The sequence below is a fragment of the Bizionia paragorgiae genome (genome assembly GCF_900107625.1).
GTDB lineage: Bacteria > Bacteroidota > Bacteroidia > Flavobacteriales > Flavobacteriaceae > Bizionia > Bizionia paragorgiae.
The window spans coordinates 76,534-96,086 of record NZ_FNQK01000001.1; the positions used below are offsets into that span (position 1 = coordinate 76,534).

Genomic DNA, 19,553 nt, shown 5'->3' on the forward strand with positions numbered 1-19,553 from the left:
TACTCTTTATATCTCGGATGGCGCTTGGACGTAAACTAAACCGAAACGGCAATACATGCCAGTAATGATTTGCATAAATTAAGCAAAGCCACTAGAATATTACTCGTCGTATCTTGAAACTTCTCTATCGTAAAATGCTGTAGCCAATTCTATTAAATTTTCAGTTTCTAACTCTAATTCTTTTTGATCTTCAGCATCAAAATCTTCTAACCATTCCACCTCATCATTCTCTAGGTTTATAATAAACATTGGGAATTCAGTATGAATGACAAAAATAGCATTCGGTAAATCGGTATTATCACCGAGTATAAATTTAGGTAGTTCCATTATTCGTTTCTTTTTGAGCAATTAATTTTTTTGTAAGATAATTAAATCGGATATATAATAAAATAGAAGCTGTAGTTAATCCTGCGATTAGCCCCATCCAAATACCAAAACTAGCATAATACGCCTCGGTACCGAAATAAAAACTGATAGGAAAACCTACTAACCAGTAAGATATAAATGTTAAGATAGTCGGTATTTTAACATCTTGCAACCCACGAAGTGCACCTAGAACTACCACTTGAATACTATCACTAATTTGAAACACTGCAGCGGCTAATAGTAGTTTTGCTGCAATACTCACCACTTCCATATTGTCCTCATAGTTAATAACGTCGTCAAAATCGACATAAATCCGCGGTAAGTACTCATGGAAAGCCAAAAAGAGCAAGCCGAAAAAGAGCGCTAAAATAGTTCCTAATAAGAATAGTGAAAAGGCAATACGTCGTAGTTCGTAATATTTATGTAATCCTTTTTGATTTCCAACTCTAACCATAGCTGCCACACTCAAACCAGAAGCCACCATAAAGGTCATAGAACTTAAGTTTAAGGCTATTTGATTCGCCGCTTGTGGGTTTTTACCCAACAAACCACTTAACCACACTGCAGAAGTAAAGATTCCAACCTCAAAAAACATTTGCATAGCACTTGGTGTTCCTAAGTTCACTATTTTTCTGAGCATAAGTTTATCTAAAACAAACAGCTTGATATTGGTAACGAAATAACGACTTTTATCTTTTTTCTTTAACAAATACCAAAGGTACCACAACATGACGAAACGAGAAATTAATGTTCCGTAGGCGGCACCGACAATTCCGTATTCCGGGAATCCGAATTTCCCAAAAATGAATAGGTAGTTTAATACAATATTAATTACATTTCCTATAATAGTCGCATACATAGGATATTTTGTCATAGACATCCCATCACTAAACTGTTTAAAAGCTTGGAAAATAATTAAAGGTATAAGTGAGAACGCTACTAAGTCCAGATAAGGCAAGGCTAAATCAACAACCTCTACGGGCTGTTTCATTAAATACATTAATGGTTTTGAAAAGTAGATCATTAGGAATAGTAAAATCCCTAGAATAGTACATAAGACTAGCCCGTGTTTAAATGCGGATTTACCATCCTCTTTATTCTTAGCGGAATCGGCCTCTGCAGTTAGGGGTGTAATGGCTGTACTAAATCCAATGCCTATGGACATAGCGATAAACATAAAGCTATTTCCTAAGGAAACTGCTGCTAACTCGGCAGTACCCAATTGCCCCACCATAATATTATCTACAAAGCTCACAAAGGTATGTCCCAACATCCCCAACATCACAGGTGCTGCGAGCTGCCAATTGTATTTAAACTCTTTCGTGTATTGACTTAAAATCATCGTGCAAAAGTAAGACTTAGCTTTGAGGTTTGAATGAAAAAATATAGAGATTTTGTACGCTTTTATCGATTTAACTTTTTATTATAAAATCGCTATGAATACTATAGGTTTACCACTTCTGCTTTCGCTTTTTCAAACTCAGAAACGATATCTTTTACTATAGTCGCTACAGGTTTTATATCGTGAATCAGCCCTGCTATTTGTCCGATTTCTAATTCTCCATCATCTAAATCCCCTTCAAACATACCTCTTTTAGCACGGGCACGACCTAGGAGTTTTACTAGATCGTCAACCGACGGTCCTGTTTTATAAAGCTCTTGTACCTCATCGTAAAACTTATTTTTTATTAAACGTACTGGAGCTAATTCTTTTAAGGTTAATTGGGTATCCCCTTCTTTAGCATTAACTACAACCTCTTTAAAGTTTTGATGTGCTGATGACTCTTCACTAGCCACAAAACGACTTCCTACCTGTACGCCATCGGCACCAAGAACCATACACGCTAACATTGCTTTACCAGTGGCTATACCACCAGCGGCAATTAACGGAATGTTTAATTGTTCTTTAACCATTGGAATTAAAGTCAGCGTTGTCGTTTCATCACGCCCATTATGACCCCCAGCCTCAAAGCCTTCTGCTACTATGGCATCGACTCCTGCATCTTGTGCTTTTAGAGCAAATTTTACACTACTCACCACATGTACAACGGTAATACCGCGATCTTGCAACCACTTGGTCCAAGTCTTAGGATTTCCTGCCGATGTAAATACGATTTTCACATCTTCTTCTACAATAATATCCATGATTTCAGTGATATTAGGATATAGCATAGGCACGTTAACGCCGAACGGTTTATTGGTCGCCGCTTTACATTTCTGAATATGCTCTCTTAACACGTCTGGATACATACTCCCCGCCCCTATAAGTCCTAATATTCCCGAATTACTCGCTGCCGAAGCTAAGCGCCAGCCGCTATTCCAAATCATTCCTGCTTGAATGATTGGATAGTCGATATTAAAAAGTTTTGTTATTCTGTTTTCCAATGTTAAAAAGTTTTATGTTATGATAAAAACAAGGTGGCTTACCCCTATAAATAAGGCGATAGGACACACTTCTGTTTCCGATTAATTTAAAATTAGTTTACTTGTTTTTGAACCCGATTCTGATTCAATTTTTATTAAATACACCCCTCTTGGTAGTTCAGAGACATTCACTTTAGATTGCTGACTAAGTAAGGCAACATTCAATACTTTTTTCCCTAATACCGTATATAGTTTTAGCTGAGCTGTAGTAATACTCGAAGGCAGTTTTACGTATACGAATTGCTTAGCAGGGTTAGGATAGACCTTAATCGCTATAGGTTCTAAAACCTCGTCGTTAACCGATAAGCCTTGTTGTAAGGCAAGAGACAAATCGGGAATACCATAGCCTAGATAATAATCTGGCGCGGTATATTGTGATGCCGACTCCCTAACCAGCTGCATAATTTGGGCATTCGTTAAATTCGGTAAAGCTTGCCACAGACAGGTTATACCACCGGCTAATATTGGGGAACTAAAAGAGGTCCCGTTTACTGTAGACACCCCTCCACTAGTATTAATAACATAGCTCGCCTGACCTTGAGCTACGACATCTGGTTTTTGGGTAGGTTGAAAAGCACTCCCTACAGAACTAAAACTCGCATAAGTGCCGTCCGATTTTACTGCTCCAATAGAAAGTACACCTGCCGCATCTGCTGGTGCAAAAACACCATTAGCTCCAGAATTTCCTGCCGAAGTAACTAATAACATCCCTTTTTCGAAGGCGATATTAGCCCCTTTAGTGATGTAGGTGGTATTACCATCTAGATCGGCACTGCTATATGTGTAATTCGGATTGTCGTAAGTTTTATAACCTAAAGACGTATTAATAACATCTACCCCCAAGCTATCGGCACGCTCTGCAGCTTCCACCCATAAACTTTCTTCTATAGGGTTTTCGGTTGGTGCGTTTTCGGTAATAAACAAGTAGTAATTCGCATCGGGTGCTGTACCTACAAAGGTATTTTCAAGATACCCTGCCATATCACTAAACACTAAAGTTCCGTGATTACTCTGGGTGTTGTTATACACATCGGCATCGCGATTAACAAAATCGTAAGTCCCCAAGATATTACCGGCATTGCGAACACGATCAAATCCTGGATTAGTATCAACACTAGGAAAACCAGCATCAATAACCGCAACTGTCATTCCCGAACCGGTATAATTTGCAAGATGCAAATCGTCACCATTAAACATTTCTATTTGATTTGCGGCATCACCATAGTTAAAGGTGGTACTTACACTTTGTAATTCGTATTCAAATTTATTAGCCACCTTTTTAGGGTTGGCGATTTTAGCATTTAAACCCCCATCAGCAAAAACAATATCGTCTATAAACGTTAAGGCTGATAACGCATTAATATCTGATTCTAAACCGCGAACATGGACGGCATTAAACCATTTTGATTTTGCCAATACGGTAATACCGCTTTGCGTTTTTAATTGGGAAATGTAATTTTCGTTAACAGGAACATCTCTTTCATCGATAGCTACATTATGTGCCGTTTTACGGTCGATAGCCTTTTGTGTTAAAATAGCAATCGGATTGGCTATAGACGCGGCTACATTCTCCTTATCGGTTAAATATACCCATGCATCTTCTTGGGCATAAACCGACAGTTGAAAACATAAAAAAGCTAAGACTAGTAATTTGTATTTCATAAGACTACAGTTAGACTGCAATTTATGAAATAACTCCCGAACCTACTAATTCGTCTTCCAAATACCAAGCTACAAATTGCCCTTCTGTAATTGCCGATTGGTTGTTTTCGAATTCCACATATAGTCCAGAATCCACTTTGTATAAGGTCGCTTTTTCTAAAGCTTGACGGTAACGAATACGAGCCAACACCTCTAAAGTTTCACCTGTTTGTAATTGCAAATCCTCACGTACCCAATGTAATTCGTCATTAGACACAAATAAAGCGCGCTTGTATAAGCCTGGGTGGTTTTTACCTTGTCCCGTATAAATAATATTGGTTTCTACATCGGTATCAATAACAAATAGCGGTTCTACTTTACCACCAACAGACAGTCCTTTTCGTTGTCCTTTAGTAAAATAATGCGCCCCTTGATGAGTACCAACCACATCACCATCGGTAGCGGTGTATTTAATTTTACGTGCTAGATATTCTAATTCCTCTTCTTTAGAATCAAAATCTTTTTTATCCTCATTATACGCTCCAAAGGCTTTTGGTATTTCAATAATATCACCTTGTTTTGGTTTTAATTGTTGCTGAAGAAATTCTGGCAACCTTACTTTACCAATAAAACACAAGCCTTGAGAATCCTTTTTATCAGCAGTAATTAAATCGGCTTCTGCTGCTATTGCTCTTACTTCTGGTTTCTGTAATTCACCGATAGGAAATAAAGCTTTCGCTAATTGGTCTTGCGATAATTGGCATAAAAAATACGACTGATCCTTGTTATTGTCTTTTCCTGATAATAACTGATAGGTTTCTTTTCCGTTTTCTGTAAGTGTCCCTTTGCGGCAGTAGTGTCCAGTGGCTACGTAATCTGCACCTAAGTCTAAGGCGATTTTCATAAACACATCAAACTTAATCTCACGATTACATAACACATCGGGATTTGGTGTTCTTCCCTTTTCGTATTCGTTAAACATATAATCTACAATACGCTCTTTATATTGCTCGCTTAAGTCTACGGTTTGAAAAGGAATACCTAATTTTTCTGCCACTAACATGGCATCGTTGCTATCGTCTAACCACGGGCATTCGTCAGAAATCGTTACAGAATCGTCGTGCCAATTTTTCATAAATAGTCCAATAACCTCATAACCTTGCTCTTTTAACAAGTATGCTGCTACACTAGAATCTACGCCTCCTGAAAGCCCTACTATTACTCTTTTTTTCATTGTTTTATTTATCGCTGCAAAGATACTAACATTTTTGCTATTATTAAGCCTTCTATAGGCTAACGAAACGCGGGATTAAACGGTATAATTTCTGGACTTAATTACATCTCATCACTACACCTTCTTTCAATTAGCAACCTAAGAGTTTCTCAATTAACATCTGGATTACTGACTACAATAGGTGGAGATATTACTGTAGATGCGGCTAACCTTGCGTTAACAGATGTTCAACAAAGAGTTTGTAATATAAGCCCTACACTAATTAACATACAAGCAACAAATGGGGTTGCCCATTTTATAGACAACCTTATTTTAACCCAACTATAAACAGAATAAAACCATCCAGTAAATAAGCAATAACCCGCATGGACACAGAAGTGTACATGCGGGTTATTTATTACTCAACCTATTGAGGAATATTATTTATTTTTATTCTTGTATGGGTTTTTACTGCGTTTAGTAAAGTCTTTTTCTCTAACTAGCTTACCATTTTCATAGAATTTCCAGATTCCGTGTTTTAAATCATTTCGATAAACACCTTCCATTTTAATCTTTCCATCAGAATCATAAGATTTTGATGGTCCTTCTAAAGCACCATTGGTATAATTAAACAAGCGTATTAGTACGCCTTTCTCAGAAAACCATTCTGATACACCATCTAAAACACCGTCTTTAAAATTAGCTTTTTCAGCAATAACACCGTTTTTATAGTAGGTCTTCTTTTCTCCTTCTAACTTTCCATTATCATTATAAAACTCTTCCATCATTACAAGGCCACCCCCCTTGTGGTAGTACACCCATTTGCCTACTTGAATTTTATCTTTCATTCCACCTTTACTCACTATATTTTTGTTAGTGTCATAAAAGGTAACGTGTACTACCTCACTATTAGTAACAAATTCTCGTGTTACCGCTAGGACAGCTTTTCCATCCACATTTTTATAGAATTTGAAAGTCCCCGTTTCTTTACCATGGTTAAACTCCCCTTCATAACGTAATATCTTGGAGTTATCGTAGTTTTTAGTCCATTTTCCGTGGCGCTCGCCCTGTGCATCAAATTGATTAATCTCTTGAGCAAAAAGTTGTCCTGAAAAAAAACATAGAATAATTATAAGTATCGATCTCATAAAATTATAACGTTTAAATTAATAGTATTAGTATGAAAAAAAAAAGCTGCCTTCTGTAAAAATTGGGAAGGCAGCTTTTTTATTGATTATAAAGGATTATTTTTTTCCTTTTTGATTTTGCATTTTTTTCTGTTGCTCTGCCTGCTCCATCATTTCCTTCATTTTCTTTTGGAATCGACTTTCTTTCTTAGGATTCTTTTTCTTCACTTGAATTTTAGCATGAATTTTTTCTTCATCTAAAACAAAGTTCTTAATCACTAATAAAATTCCAATACTAATAAGGTTTGAAATAAAGTAATACAAACTCAATCCTGAAGCATATTGGTTAAAGAAAATCATCATCATAATCGGTGCAAAATAGATCATGTACTTCATCATCTTTTGCATATCTGGCATCCCTTCTTGAGTTGGTGCCGACATGGTTTGCTGTCCTGTTGTTAACTTCATATAGAAGAAAATAGCTACCGCTGCAAGTATAGGAAATAAACTTACGTGATCACCGTATAACGGAATATGGAATGGTAACTCTGCAATCACATCATAAGATGATAAATCGTCTGCCCAAAGGAAGCTTTTTTGACGCAATGCGAATGCTGTTGGGAAAAACATAAACAGAGCGTAGAATACCGGCATTTGAATTAATGCTGGTAAACATCCTGCTAGCGGACTCGCCCCGGCTTTATTTTGAAGTGCCATAGTTTCCTGTTGCATCTTCATTTTATTGTCTTTATACTTTTCACGAATCGCATCTAGCTCCGGCTTTAACACCTTCATTTTCATTTGCGATAAATACTGTTTGTATTGAACAAAAGACATGGCTAACTTAATCAATACTGTCATTACAATAATGGCAACCCCATAAGGGAAAACACTAGATAAGAAACCAAACAACGGAATAAATAAATATTTATTTATCCATCCAAAAATCCCCCACCCCAATGGAATACTTTTTTCAAGACCTTTTTCTGCTTTTTTTAGGGCTTTGACCTCGGTTGGTCCATAATAGAACCCTAAATTTTCATTAAATTCATTACCACTTAAGGCTAATGTTGTTTTGGCATTGTATAGTTTAGTATATACGGTATCAATCTCTTCATCTTGAACTAAATTATTAGACGTTAATGAAATCGATTTAAAGGCGCTGTCGTTCGTTAAAATCGAACTAAAGAAATGCTGTCTAAAAGATAACCAATCAACATCCTCTTCCACCTCATTATCCTGATCTCCATGACCTAATTTTTCGATGTTACCTCCGTCTTGTTGGTATGTTAAACGTGTATAACGATTCTCGTATGCGATACTTTGGTCATGACGAAAAGCTTTTAAAGACCAATCTAAATTAACTTCTTGTGAGCTATTAATGACATCATTTAACCCTTGAGATTTAACTGTGAAATCGATTAAATAGTTATCCGGTTTTATAATATATCTGTATTCTAAAAATTTAGATTCAGACACTTTAAGTTTCATCGATACTATTGTATTCTCACCACTCTTAGTCACTTTAGGTTGAAATACTAAGTCTTTCGTATTTAAAATGCGATTATCGGTTGTACCGAAATTAATATTAAAAGAGGCGTTTTTATCTTTTACAAGATAAATAGGAATAGAATCGTAGTTAACAAACTTATTAAGTTTCACTTCTGAAATCTGACCTCCTTTAGTATCGAAAGTAATGGTTAATAAGTCGGTTTTAACCACAGGATTTTCAGCTGTAGATGCTTGTGATGCTGAATAAGCGAATGCTCCAAATTTATTTTGTAAAGCAATGGTTTTTAAAGAATCAGGCAAAGCTTCTAAAGGAACATCAGCTAGCGCTTCGGTTTTAGAATTCTCAATTAAAGCATTTTGCTCTTGCTTTGCGGCATCAATTTGCTCTTGTTTTGCTTTTTCTTGAGCAGCCAGTTCTTCTTCGCTTGGTTTATTCTGCCATAGCATAAACAATAAGATTCCAAAAATAATAATGAATCCTATTATCGAGTTTAAGTCTAATTTTTTTTCTTCCATGTTTTAATATTTAGAGCTTTAGTCATAAAAACTAAACACATCTATTTAATCGTTATAGTCAAACTTCTGACCACAAATCTATTTATGCCAATGTGGCGTATTACTTTTTCTTCTTTTTCGATTTGTACTGCTTAGCTGCAGTTACAAAAGCCATAAATAATGGGTGCGGACTCGCTACCGTACTTTTATATTCTGGGTGGTATTGAACACCTACAAACCAAGGGTGTGAAGGGACTTCAACTATCTCTACTAATTTCGTCTCTGGATTAAACCCGGTTGCGAGCATACCTCCAGCTTCAATTTGAACTTTAAAATCGTTGTTATACTCATAGCGGTGTCTATGACGTTCTTGAATAACTTTTTGGTTATAGACCTTGCTTGCAATGGTGTTTTCAGCAAGTTCACAATCCCAAAGCCCTAAACGCATAGTTCCTCCCTTTTCAGTAACACTTTTTTGCTCCTCCATTAAATTAATAACAGGGTACTTTGTGTTTTCATCCATCTCGGTAGAATTCGCATCCTCTAAGCCTAAAACATTTCTAGAGTATTCTATAACCGCCATTTGCATTCCTAAACAAATTCCTAAGAATGGAATATTGTTTTCTCTGACATACTTAATCGCTTCAATTTTACCACTTATTCCACGCTCTCCAAAACCTGGCGCTACTAGAGCTCCATCTAGATGAGAGAGTTTCAGTTTTATATTATCGGCGTTTAGATATTCAGAATGTATACTTTCTATATTAACTTTAACTTCATTTTCTGCCCCGGCATGCGTAAACGCTTCCAAGATAGACTTGTAAGAATCTTGTAATTCTACGTATTTACCAATTAAACCAATAGTAACTTCACTTTTTGGGTTTTTATGGCGTTTTAAAAAGGCATTCCACTGTTTTAAATCTGGTGTTTCACTTTTTAAATCTAATTTCTTTAAAACTATTTTGTCTAAACCTTGCTCTAACATTAAATTAGGAACATCGTAAATGGTTTTTGCATCTATAGATTGAATTACCGAATCTTGTGTAACGTTACAGAAACGTGCTAATTTAACACGTAAATCTTGAGGTAATTCGTGTTCGGTACGGCACACTAATATATCGGCTTGGACTCCACTCTCCATAAGAGTTTTAACACTGTGTTGTGTAGGTTTTGTTTTTAATTCACCTGCTGCTGCCAAGTAAGGCACTAAAGTTAAGTGAATAACTAAGGCGTTGTGTTCCCCTAAATCCCACTTTAACTGTCTTACAGCCTCTATATAAGGTAGTGACTCAATATCACCAACAGTACCTCCAATTTCAGTAATAACAATATCAAAATCGCCAGAATTACCTAAAATTTGGATTCTATTTTTTATCTCGTCTGTAATATGAGGAATGACTTGAACTGTTTTACCTAAAAACTCACCACGACGCTCTTTGTCGATAACACTTTGATAGATACGTCCGGTAGTCACATTATTGGCTTGACTAGTAGCAACGTTTAAGAAACGTTCGTAATGTCCTAAATCAAGATCTGTTTCAGCGCCATCATCGGTAACATAACATTCACCATGTTCGTAGGGATTTAATGTACCGGGATCGATATTAATATAAGGGTCTAATTTCTGAATTGTAGTTCTATACCCTTGTGCTTGTAGTAGTTTTGCTAAGGAAGCTGCAATGATTCCTTTTCCTAAAGAAGAACTTACTCCTCCTGTTACGAATATGTATTTTGTTGTTGCCATAGTGCGTTGTTAAACGCGAGCAAATTTACAATATTAAGTTGATAAAATTAACCTTTAACACTTTATTTATTTTGGAAAATTTCGTTGAATATTTCTTACAATATTCTCTAGACCATTAAGCTTTAATGTGTATACCGTTTCCAACATTTGACCTAACTTCCCTTTAGGAAAACCTTTGGCATGGTACCAAACCACATAGTATTCTGGTAAATCTATTAAATACCGATCTTTATATTTTCCATATGGCATTTTTGTATGTGCCAATTGTATTAAAAATTTTTTATCGGGTTGTAGGGCTTCCATTTTATGGGGTTTTATATGAAGATGTTTTTTTTAATGCTAGGGCTACGTGTTTAGACCAGAACATTTGACCTTCTTTATCTAAAGAAAACTGACTTTCTTGATCGTATTGACGCTGCATAATTTCTAGAGCTTTATTAATAGAATCATGTACAAACTTAAGGTCTTCAACAATTGTATTTGATGCTGTTAATTGTGCCGCTCGGGCTCTAAAGTAGCGTGCGTGTAACTCGGTAATATCAAAATGTACCTGTTCGTGAGCTAAAATATGATTGGAAATCTCATCGGTTTTAAACCAAGAGTATTCAGGATAGAAAAGCGCAGATATATCAGATTTAAACCCTACAATATCACGTCCTCTTTTTTGTAATGAATACCTATAACTAAGACCAGCAGCTGTTATTGCTGACGCTTTTGTATTATAATCGGGCTGCCCCTTAAAATCGGACCATTTTAATTTATAATCTTCACTCCATGTAATCGCTGTTTGCGTATCCTTTTGAAAAATGGACAGACAAAAGAATATTAAAAGATACTTAAACATAACACGGGCATTAGAATTATAAAACGCTAAGAGCGCGCTGCTTATTGCTTAACCTCTTCTATTTTTAGGTCGTTAAAATGTACAATATAAACCGCGTTATTATAATAGCCTCCAAACATTTTCTTTTGATAAGAAAACTTACTTTCTACATACTTAGTTAGTGGCGCATCGGTAGTTGATGTGTATAAATCGTCTGATGTTAACAGGCGTAGAACAACATCCATAGTAACATCAAAACCTCTTACTACATAGGCATTAGGTGTTAAACCATAGGTCTTTTTATAGCTGCTAACAAAACTATTTTCTTCATCCTCATTAACCACTTTAGATACAGCTGGATAGGTGAATTTTAAGTTAGACAAATGATAATTTGACACAATATCTGCTTCAAAAGCTTTTGTTTGACCAGAAGTAGCTAATATAATTTCTCTCTGACTAGAGTCGTTTAAAGAATTTAATATACTCGTCACATTAGAAATAAAACCCGAGTTATCCGTTTCTAAAAACACTATATTTTTACCTGGCTTTAGGGCCTTTATTACATCTTGATCAAAAATATAAAAAGCATCTTTACCAGATTTTTTATCCGTTCTTGAACTTACACTTGACGCTCCTAGTTGTGTTTTTAAAGCCCCCGCTTTTGTAAGGTGTTTTTGATCTGACACCACAACTATATTAGCTCCTGCTTGGTTTTTAAAATGATTAATTATAGCTTGTTCTAAATCGTCTTCGGAAGCTCTAGATTGAAAGACATTACTTCCTAGTGTAACCGATTTAGTAATTGGTGACACTACAGCGATATTATCTTCTCTTAAAGCTGATGCTACTGCATTAAAGTTCTTTGGCATCAACGGACCAATAACAGCATCGGTGTTTGAAAAGTCGTTAGTACTTAAAATTGACAACAATTCACTGTGCATATTTTGTGTATCGTAAACATTCACTTTTAGGTTAGCCCCCATCTTTTTAAGTGAATCCAAGGCAATTAAAGCACCTGAATAAAAATCTAGTGAGATACTTAAAGTTCTATCATTTTTTACCGCCTCTTTAGGGTCTTCACCAACTTTATTTAATCTAAAAGGTAGCATAATTGCTATTTCTTTGGCTCCTGCGTCACGACGATTTAATTCTGTTATTAAATTAGTACTAGACAAGTCGTTTACCTGACCTTGCATGCTTTCTGAATTATTTTCAACCGCCAAACCTTTTACAAATGGCACTTTTAACACCATGCCTTCTTTTAATCCTGTTTCAGATAAGCCTGGATTTAAATTTTCTAATTCCTCTTGCTCTAATCCTGTTTTTACTTTTAACCTATAAAAACCTTCTTTAGGTAAAACGGTATAATAGCTAAATTTATCATCTACATTTTTAATGGCTTCCTTTTCAAGACTAGGCACCTTAATCGTTTCTCCAGGTTGTAGCACCTCTGGTAAACCAGGGTTTAAATCCTCTAGTTCTTTAACGGTTATACCATATTTGTAGGCTATTCGCCATTTCCCTTCTTTAGGCTGTACGACATAGGTATTGGTGTTTCCCGAATTATTTGGAGTTACGGGAGTAGTAATCGTATTTGGCTCTTGATTTTTATCAGCCCCTTTTACAGCGACCTTTTTATACACTGGTATTTGTAACTCATCACCTTTTCTTAGATTATTGGCATATAAGAACGTGTTGTGTTTTTTAATATCCGCTTGAGAAATGTTGTAAGTTTTAGACAGACTGTATAACGTTTCTTTACGTCTTACTTTATGAGTAATAAACTTATCCACTTCATCGACAACCGTAACCTGCTTAACAGGGTTACTAATTACCGTTCCTGCTTTAGGCAAAATTAAAACGGTATTACTTTTTAAGCCTTTTCTTGCATCTGGGTTTAATCCTAAAATAGCAGAAACAGACACGTTATAGTGTTTCGAAATACTTTCTAAAGTTTCTCCGGAAGTTACTTTATGCGTGGAATAATCTTGTCCTTGCATGGAAGTACATCCTAAAAAACTAAATGCTATTACTACTGTAACTAATATTTTTCTCATATGTTCATTATACTTTAAAAACGGTAATGCAATACCACACCATTATTTTTATTTCTCACTAGTAAAATGGGATTGCAAAAGAAAGCGCGTTCACTTAGGTAACGCGCTTTCCTATACAATTCTTATAATTCTAAATATTAAACGCTAAAAAAACGTTTACTTTTTTATTCCCACTCTATTGTTGCTGGTGGTTTAGAACTTATATCGTATACTACTCGGTTTACACCTTTTACTTTATTTATAATATCGTTAGATGTTTTTTGCAGAAATTCATAAGGTAAATTTACCCAGTCTGCCGTCATACCATCTGTACTTTCTACTGCTCGTAAAGCTACACATTTTTCGTAAGTACGCTCATCGCCCATTACACCTACACTATTTACAGGTAGTAATATAGCGCCTGCTTGCCATACTTTATCGTATAGTCCTGCTTTTTTCAATCCGTTAATAAAAACAGCATCAACTTCTTGCAATATTCTCACTTTCTCCGGGGTAATATCTCCCAGAATACGAATTGCTAAACCTGGACCTGGAAAAGGGTGACGCCCTAACAGCGCTTTATCCATTCCCATAGACGCACCTACACGACGCACTTCATCTTTAAACAATGCCTTTAGAGGCTCCACAATTTTAAGTTTCATAAAATCTGGTAGTCCGCCAACATTATGGTGACTTTTAATAGTTGCACTTGGACCTCCTGTTGCCGAAACACTTTCGATTACATCAGGATAAATCGTTCCTTGAGCCAACCATTTCACATCTTGAATTTGGTGTGCTTCATCATCGAAAACCTCAATAAACACACGTCCAATAGCCTTACGCTTTAATTCTGGATCGCTTAATCCTGCTAATGCATCCAAAAAGCGTGCCGAAGCATCGACTCCTTTTACGTTTAAGCCCATTCCTTTGTATTGCTCTAATACATCGGTAAACTCATTTTTACGCAAGAGTCCGTTATTTACAAAAATACAATATAGATTTTCTCCAATTGCTTTGTGTAATAACATAGCAGCCACACTAGAATCTACACCTCCCGAAAGCCCTAAAACCACCTTATCGTTTCCAATTTGTGCTTTTAGCTTATCGACAGTTTCTTCTACAAAGCTATCTGGTGTCCAATCTGGATTAACCTTTGCGATGTGAATTAGAAAGTTTTCTAGTAACTGCTTACCATCTGTAGAGTGGTAAACTTCAGGGTGAAATTGAATAGCGTAGGTTTCCTCACCTTCAATTTTATAAGCCGCATTTTGAACGTCTTCAGTACTTGCTAAAAGCACTCCATTTTCAGGAAGACTTTTTATAGTATCACTGTGACTCATCCAAACTTGGCTCCCTTTTTCTATGTTTTTGAAAAATGTTTCTCCTCCTTTAACAAAACTTAAATTAGCTCGTCCATATTCTCTTGTATTGGAAGGTGCTACCTCCCCACCAGAAAAATGAGCTAAATATTGAGCCCCATAACACACTGCAAGCATAGGCTTTTTGGTTCTTATGGCTGATAAATCTGGATGAAAAGCTTCATCAGATCTCACAGACATAGGGCTACCAGAAAGGATAACTGCCTTGTAATCTGAAACGTTTTTTGGAATTTTGTTAAATGGGTGTATTTCGGAATAGATGTTAAGTTCTCTAACTCTACGCGCAATAAGTTGTGTGTATTGCGATCCAAAATCTAATATTAATACCTTGTCGTGTTGCATACGCAAAAATACTATTTAATTACAAAAAAATAAATGATACACGAAATAAATTAATGCATCGAGTTTAATATTAATTCTATGTCCTTTTCTGTCGTATCGGGATTGATAAAACAAAAACGGGATACGGTTTCGTAAGTCTCTCCTTGCTTGTACTTTGTAGGGGTTACTAAAGCAAATCCTTTGCGATGGTTTTCGTAGGTCCACTCGGTATAATCTTCCGGCTGCCATCCTTTTCTTCGATACAGCACACAAGATAAGCTTGGTGGTCTTACCAATTCTAAATCTGGATGAGCTTCAATCATTTCCCCTGCTATTTTAGCGAGTTCTAATCCGCGCTCCACAGCATCTTTATAACGATCTATACCATGCATAGCTAAAGAAAACCATAATGGTAAGCCACGAACACGTCGTGTAAGTTGAATTTGGTATTCGGCAGGATTAAATCCGTGCGCCCCTTCATCTTTAAAAATATCCAAATAGGACCCTTGTTGTGAATGTGCATTTTTTGCCAATTCAGGGTTTTTATAAAGTACAGCACCACAGTCGTAGGGTGAGAACATCCATTTGTGGGGATCGATAGTAATACTATCTGCTCTTTCTATTCCATTAAATAAATGTCTTACAGAATCGGCAACCAAAGCCCCTCCTCCATAAGCCGCATCTACATGAAACCATAAATCTTCAGCTTCACACACTTTGGCAATACCCTCTAAATCATCTATAATCCCAGCATTTGTAGTTCCACCTGTAGCCACAACTGCAAATAAGCGTTCGCGCTCTACATCAGACAACTTTGAAATCGTTTCTTGTAAACTAGCCCCTTCTAAGGCTTCTTCAGACTCTACCAATAGCACATCGACATCAATGACTTTAGCCATGGCTTTTACAGAAGAATGCGCTCCGCTAGAAGCAATCATTATTCCTTTCATTCCTCTATTGCTTGGCTTTTCTCGCCAATGCTCGCGAGCGGTAACTAAGGCAGATAAATTGGCTGCCGTTCCGCCACTAGTAAATACACCAAAAGCACCTTCTGGCAATCCTGTTAAGGACACAATCCATTTCATTGCTTCATTTTCACAAAAAATACCACCAGCACCTTCCATCCAGTATGCACCATGAATACTTGAGGCCGAGGTTACTAAATCGAACATAATAGCCGCCTTTGTTGGAGATGCTGGAACAAACGCTAAATTGCGAGGATGATCGACAGGTACATTAGCATTTGCCAAGTGCTGTTTCCATAAATTAAAAGCATTTTCACCTCCTATTCCTTTATCGGTAATTGTTTCACCTACCAGGGCTTTTAATTCTTCAGCTTTTAAGGGTTTTCCTATTTTTCTATCAGTTGCCGAAATACGGTCTATTGCGTATTTCATTACATCCATAGTCATTTCGACTAGTCCTAAATCTATTTTGTGCATGGGTTACAATTCTAATATTACGAAATTGTCGTTTAAAGGGTGAAGTTCATTTAGAAGGTTAGGGATTAAATCCTCCCCGAACTCTTCATATAATTGTGAGAAATTTGTTATTCTTTCTTGTAAGCTTTCATTTGGAAACAACTCGTTTTGAAGTGTTGTCGCACGTGAAATAGCGTCTTTTAGCTTACGCTTTTGTGCGGTTAACAATCGCTTCTCTAAATGTTTTAATCCGTTAACTTGTTTTTGCTCTTGCGCTGCAACAGCACCTATAAAAGACTTATCGGTTTGCTCGGCTAAGGAATACAAGTTTTTAAACTGGGATTTTAAATGTGCTATTTGCTCCGAAAAATCAATATCGATATTAGAGATTTGACGTACGCGTTTATTGATAAAGCTATCGCGATTTAAAAATAAATCTTGATTAGAAATTTTTAGCTGATGTTGTTTTTTGGATTGGTTCTCGGTTTTTATTAAAGCTGAATTACGCAATAAAAGCATCGGAAAAACAACGGCGTTTGCTTTAAAATTGTCTTGCAACTGAAACCAATAGGCCAACTCACCACCACCACCGATATAACATAAATTAGGTAATATAACCTCTTGGTATAAGGGTCTTAAAATAACATTAGGACTAAAATGTTCCGGATGTAAATCGACCTCATGCATTAATTTATCGGTCGTCCACGTGATATCGGTATTAAGGACTTTGTAAGTACGGTCTTCAAAAACAATACGCTCTCTTACATTTTTTATAGTGTAAAAAAGATTGATTTCTCTTGGGTTAACCTGAATGGTATAATCGCCATCAACCTTACTTAAAGCTTCACTCGTTTTACTTACTTCTTGAAAAGCAATTTGTTCTAGTAATTCTTTTTTAATAAAGGGAACAAACTCCTGCTTAAGTGCTTTAGAACTTGCGTCGATTATTACTAATCCGTAATCTTTAAACAATTCATTTGCTAGATAACGCGTCGCATCTGCTAAATTATCGTGGTCTAGATAAGCCTTTTTAAATAGATTGCGAAGGGTGTTTGCATTATCACCTAATCCCAGTTCTTTAGAAAACAGGTCAAATACAGGCGCTAAACCTTCCGTGTTTAATTCACCAACAGCTCCAGAAGCTGCTTTATTCCATCGGATTTTTTTTCCTTTAAAATTGAAGTAATTAATTTCCTCAAAATCATGATCCTCGGTAGCCATCCAATACACAGGTACCACATGAGCCTCAGGGTAGGCTTCACTTACCTGCTTAGCAAGATTTATGGTCGAAACAATTTTGTACAAAAAATAAAGGGGACCGGTGAATAAATTCAGCTGATGTCCTGTGGTAACGGTAAACGTACTAGGCTGCTTTAAAGCTTCAATATTTTGAATTACTGCTGCTGACGTTTCGGTATTTTTATATTGAGACCAAAGTGAATTTGATAGCACTTCTCGGGTTTCCATAGAAATGGTTTGCCGTTTCGCTTCCATTTGAAACTTAAAATTCTCTAACTTTGGAAAATAGTTATAAAACGGCTTCAATTCTTCTTTTTCCGCGAGGTAATCGCACATTAACTTAGAAAAAAAACCAGTGTCTTTAAATGAAATATAGTCTGTTGGCATAGTCAATTTTGATTCTTCCGTAAAGATAAGGCACTTTGGATAAAATCAGGTCTTAAAATTTACATAAAAGATTGCTTAATGCTCGGCTATTTTTCGTAATTTAAAGTGTGTAAAACACCTCTATTATGAAAGCGCACACCTCTATAGCACAACAAAAGCTCTCTTTACAGTTAATTTCACTTATGCTATTTTTATTAGGTTTAGGGGGTCTGCAAGCGCAACAGATTACAACTATTAAAGGCGAAGTTATAGATTCTCAAACCGACCACCCTATTCCATTAGTCCGTATACAAATCAATGATAGTAATATTAGTACCGTATCAAATTCTGAAGGTGATTTTATGTTGAAAATCCCTCAAGGTAACACATCTCAATTTGTAACACTTAGCGCATTAGGTTATAACAAAAAAGTGATAGCTCTAGCAGATTTAAAAGCGTCGCAAAACACCGTTACATTGGACATTGCTCCAACAGTTTTAGCACAAGTTGACATCAATACCCCTAGTAGCGCACGCGTTTTAGTAGAGAATATGTTAAACTTAAAAAATAAAAATTACAATACGAATAAGGTTATCATGACTGGTTTTTATAGAGAAACCATTAAACGCCGACAACGAAATGCCTCATTATCTGAAGCCGTAATTTCTATTTACAAAGAACCCTATACCAGTAGTAAACAAGACGCTATTTCACTTATAAAAGCAAGAAAACAAACAGATTACAAAAAGTTAGATACGGTAGCCTTTAAACTTCAAGGAGGTCCGCATAGTGCTTTGCACACAGATATTATAAAGTATTCGGAATATGTATTCCATGAAAATAATTTAGACAAGTATATTTTTTCATTCGAAAAATCAACTCAAATAAACAATAACCTGGTGTACGTTGTCTCTTTTAAACAACGTGAAGACATTTTAGATGCCTTGTATTATGGCACCTTGTATATTGACGCCGAAACCTACGCTCTAACCCGAGCTGCCTTTAAATTAAACATAAAAAACAGAGAGGAAGCCACGCGCTTATTTGTGATTAAAAAACCCCGAAAGGCAATTGTCTATCCCACAGAAGCCACTTACGTTGTGCATTATAAAAATGACAATCACATCTGGCAAATTGCCTATAGCAATATCACCTTGGCATTTAAAGTGAAATGGAAAAACAAGCTTTTTAATACACGCTACACCTTACAAAGCGAAATGGCTATTACCGATTGGAAAGACAATACGGATAATACAGCTCTTAAAAACAAAGAAAAACTAAAGACAAATGCCATACTTCAAAATGAAGCTTCAGGATTTTCTGAACCTGAATTTTGGGGCAGGTATAATATAATTGAGCCTGAAAAATCGATAGAATACGCCATCGATAAAATAAATAAGGAACAAAAAAAAGAGTAATCTAATTATAGATTACTCTTTTTTAATG

The 19,553-nt window shown here is 36.0% G+C and carries 15 protein-coding genes; 1 reads left to right on the forward strand and 14 read right to left on the reverse strand.

All coding sequences use genetic code 11. The features are described from left to right. Positions 1 to 99: 99 nt before the first annotated feature. From BLV64_RS00365 to bshC, 14 genes are all read right to left on the reverse strand, one after another. Complete coding sequence (locus tag BLV64_RS00365; protein ID WP_092131013.1) at positions 100 to 327, reverse strand: hypothetical protein; 228 nt, start codon at positions 325 to 327, stop codon at positions 100 to 102. After that, on the reverse strand, positions 314 to 1,708 hold the full coding sequence (locus tag BLV64_RS00370) for an MATE family efflux transporter (protein ID WP_092131015.1): 1,395 nt from the start codon (positions 1,706 to 1,708) through the stop codon (positions 314 to 316). Before BLV64_RS00370 ends, BLV64_RS00365 begins: the two co-directional genes overlap by 14 nt. A gap of 101 nt (positions 1,709 to 1,809) precedes the next feature. Next, positions 1,810 to 2,751, reverse strand: coding sequence for an NAD(P)H-dependent flavin oxidoreductase (locus tag BLV64_RS00375; protein ID WP_092131018.1), 942 nt, complete (start codon positions 2,749 to 2,751; stop codon positions 1,810 to 1,812). Between the two features lie 81 nt (positions 2,752 to 2,832). Next, complete coding sequence (locus tag BLV64_RS00380) at positions 2,833 to 4,452, reverse strand: S8 family serine peptidase (protein WP_092131020.1); 1,620 nt, start codon at positions 4,450 to 4,452, stop codon at positions 2,833 to 2,835. A gap of 22 nt (positions 4,453 to 4,474) precedes the next feature. Continuing rightward, the gene (gene mnmA, locus BLV64_RS00385) at positions 4,475 to 5,677 is read right to left on the reverse strand and encodes a tRNA 2-thiouridine(34) synthase MnmA (RefSeq protein ID WP_262484269.1); all 1,203 of its coding nucleotides are present in this window, start codon (positions 5,675 to 5,677) and stop codon (positions 4,475 to 4,477) included. A 407-nt stretch (positions 5,678 to 6,084) separates the two neighbouring features. Continuing rightward, complete coding sequence (locus BLV64_RS00390) at positions 6,085 to 6,792, reverse strand: toxin-antitoxin system YwqK family antitoxin (RefSeq protein ID WP_092131024.1); 708 nt, start codon at positions 6,790 to 6,792, stop codon at positions 6,085 to 6,087. 96 nt (positions 6,793 to 6,888) lie between these two features. Beyond that, positions 6,889 to 8,799, reverse strand: a complete 1,911-nt coding sequence (yidC, locus tag BLV64_RS00395; protein ID WP_092131026.1) for a membrane protein insertase YidC — start codon at positions 8,797 to 8,799, stop codon at positions 6,889 to 6,891. A 100-nt stretch (positions 8,800 to 8,899) separates the two neighbouring features. After that, entirely contained in the window at positions 8,900 to 10,522 is a 1,623-nt protein-coding gene (locus BLV64_RS00400; protein ID WP_092131028.1) for a CTP synthase, read from the reverse strand. Positions 10,523 to 10,588: 66 nt separating this feature from the next. Next, complete coding sequence (locus BLV64_RS00405) at positions 10,589 to 10,825, reverse strand: DUF3820 family protein (protein ID WP_092131030.1); 237 nt, start codon at positions 10,823 to 10,825, stop codon at positions 10,589 to 10,591. A 1-nt stretch (position 10,826) separates the two neighbouring features. Continuing rightward, the gene (locus BLV64_RS00410) at positions 10,827 to 11,366 is read right to left on the reverse strand and encodes a DUF922 domain-containing protein (protein WP_092131032.1); all 540 of its coding nucleotides are present in this window, start codon (positions 11,364 to 11,366) and stop codon (positions 10,827 to 10,829) included. Between the two features lie 41 nt (positions 11,367 to 11,407). Continuing rightward, complete coding sequence (locus BLV64_RS00415) at positions 11,408 to 13,402, reverse strand: LysM peptidoglycan-binding domain-containing protein (protein ID WP_092131034.1); 1,995 nt, start codon at positions 13,400 to 13,402, stop codon at positions 11,408 to 11,410. Positions 13,403 to 13,566: 164 nt separating this feature from the next. Continuing rightward, positions 13,567 to 15,102, reverse strand: coding sequence for a glutamine-hydrolyzing GMP synthase (guaA, locus tag BLV64_RS00420; RefSeq protein ID WP_092131036.1), 1,536 nt, complete (start codon positions 15,100 to 15,102; stop codon positions 13,567 to 13,569). Between the two features lie 50 nt (positions 15,103 to 15,152). After that, the gene (locus BLV64_RS00425) at positions 15,153 to 16,523 is read right to left on the reverse strand and encodes a pyridoxal phosphate-dependent decarboxylase family protein (protein WP_092131038.1); all 1,371 of its coding nucleotides are present in this window, start codon (positions 16,521 to 16,523) and stop codon (positions 15,153 to 15,155) included. Positions 16,524 to 16,526: 3 nt separating this feature from the next. Beyond that, positions 16,527 to 18,128 (reverse strand): bacillithiol biosynthesis cysteine-adding enzyme BshC, encoded by a 1,602-nt coding sequence (gene bshC / locus BLV64_RS00430; RefSeq protein WP_092131039.1) that lies wholly within the window; start codon positions 18,126 to 18,128, stop codon positions 16,527 to 16,529. A 125-nt stretch (positions 18,129 to 18,253) separates the two neighbouring features. Here bshC and BLV64_RS00435 point away from each other — a divergent pair, with 125 nt between their 5' ends. Continuing rightward, positions 18,254 to 19,525 (forward strand): carboxypeptidase-like regulatory domain-containing protein, encoded by a 1,272-nt coding sequence (locus tag BLV64_RS00435; RefSeq protein ID WP_092131041.1) that lies wholly within the window; start codon positions 18,254 to 18,256, stop codon positions 19,523 to 19,525. Positions 19,526 to 19,553: the final 28 nt, after the last annotated feature.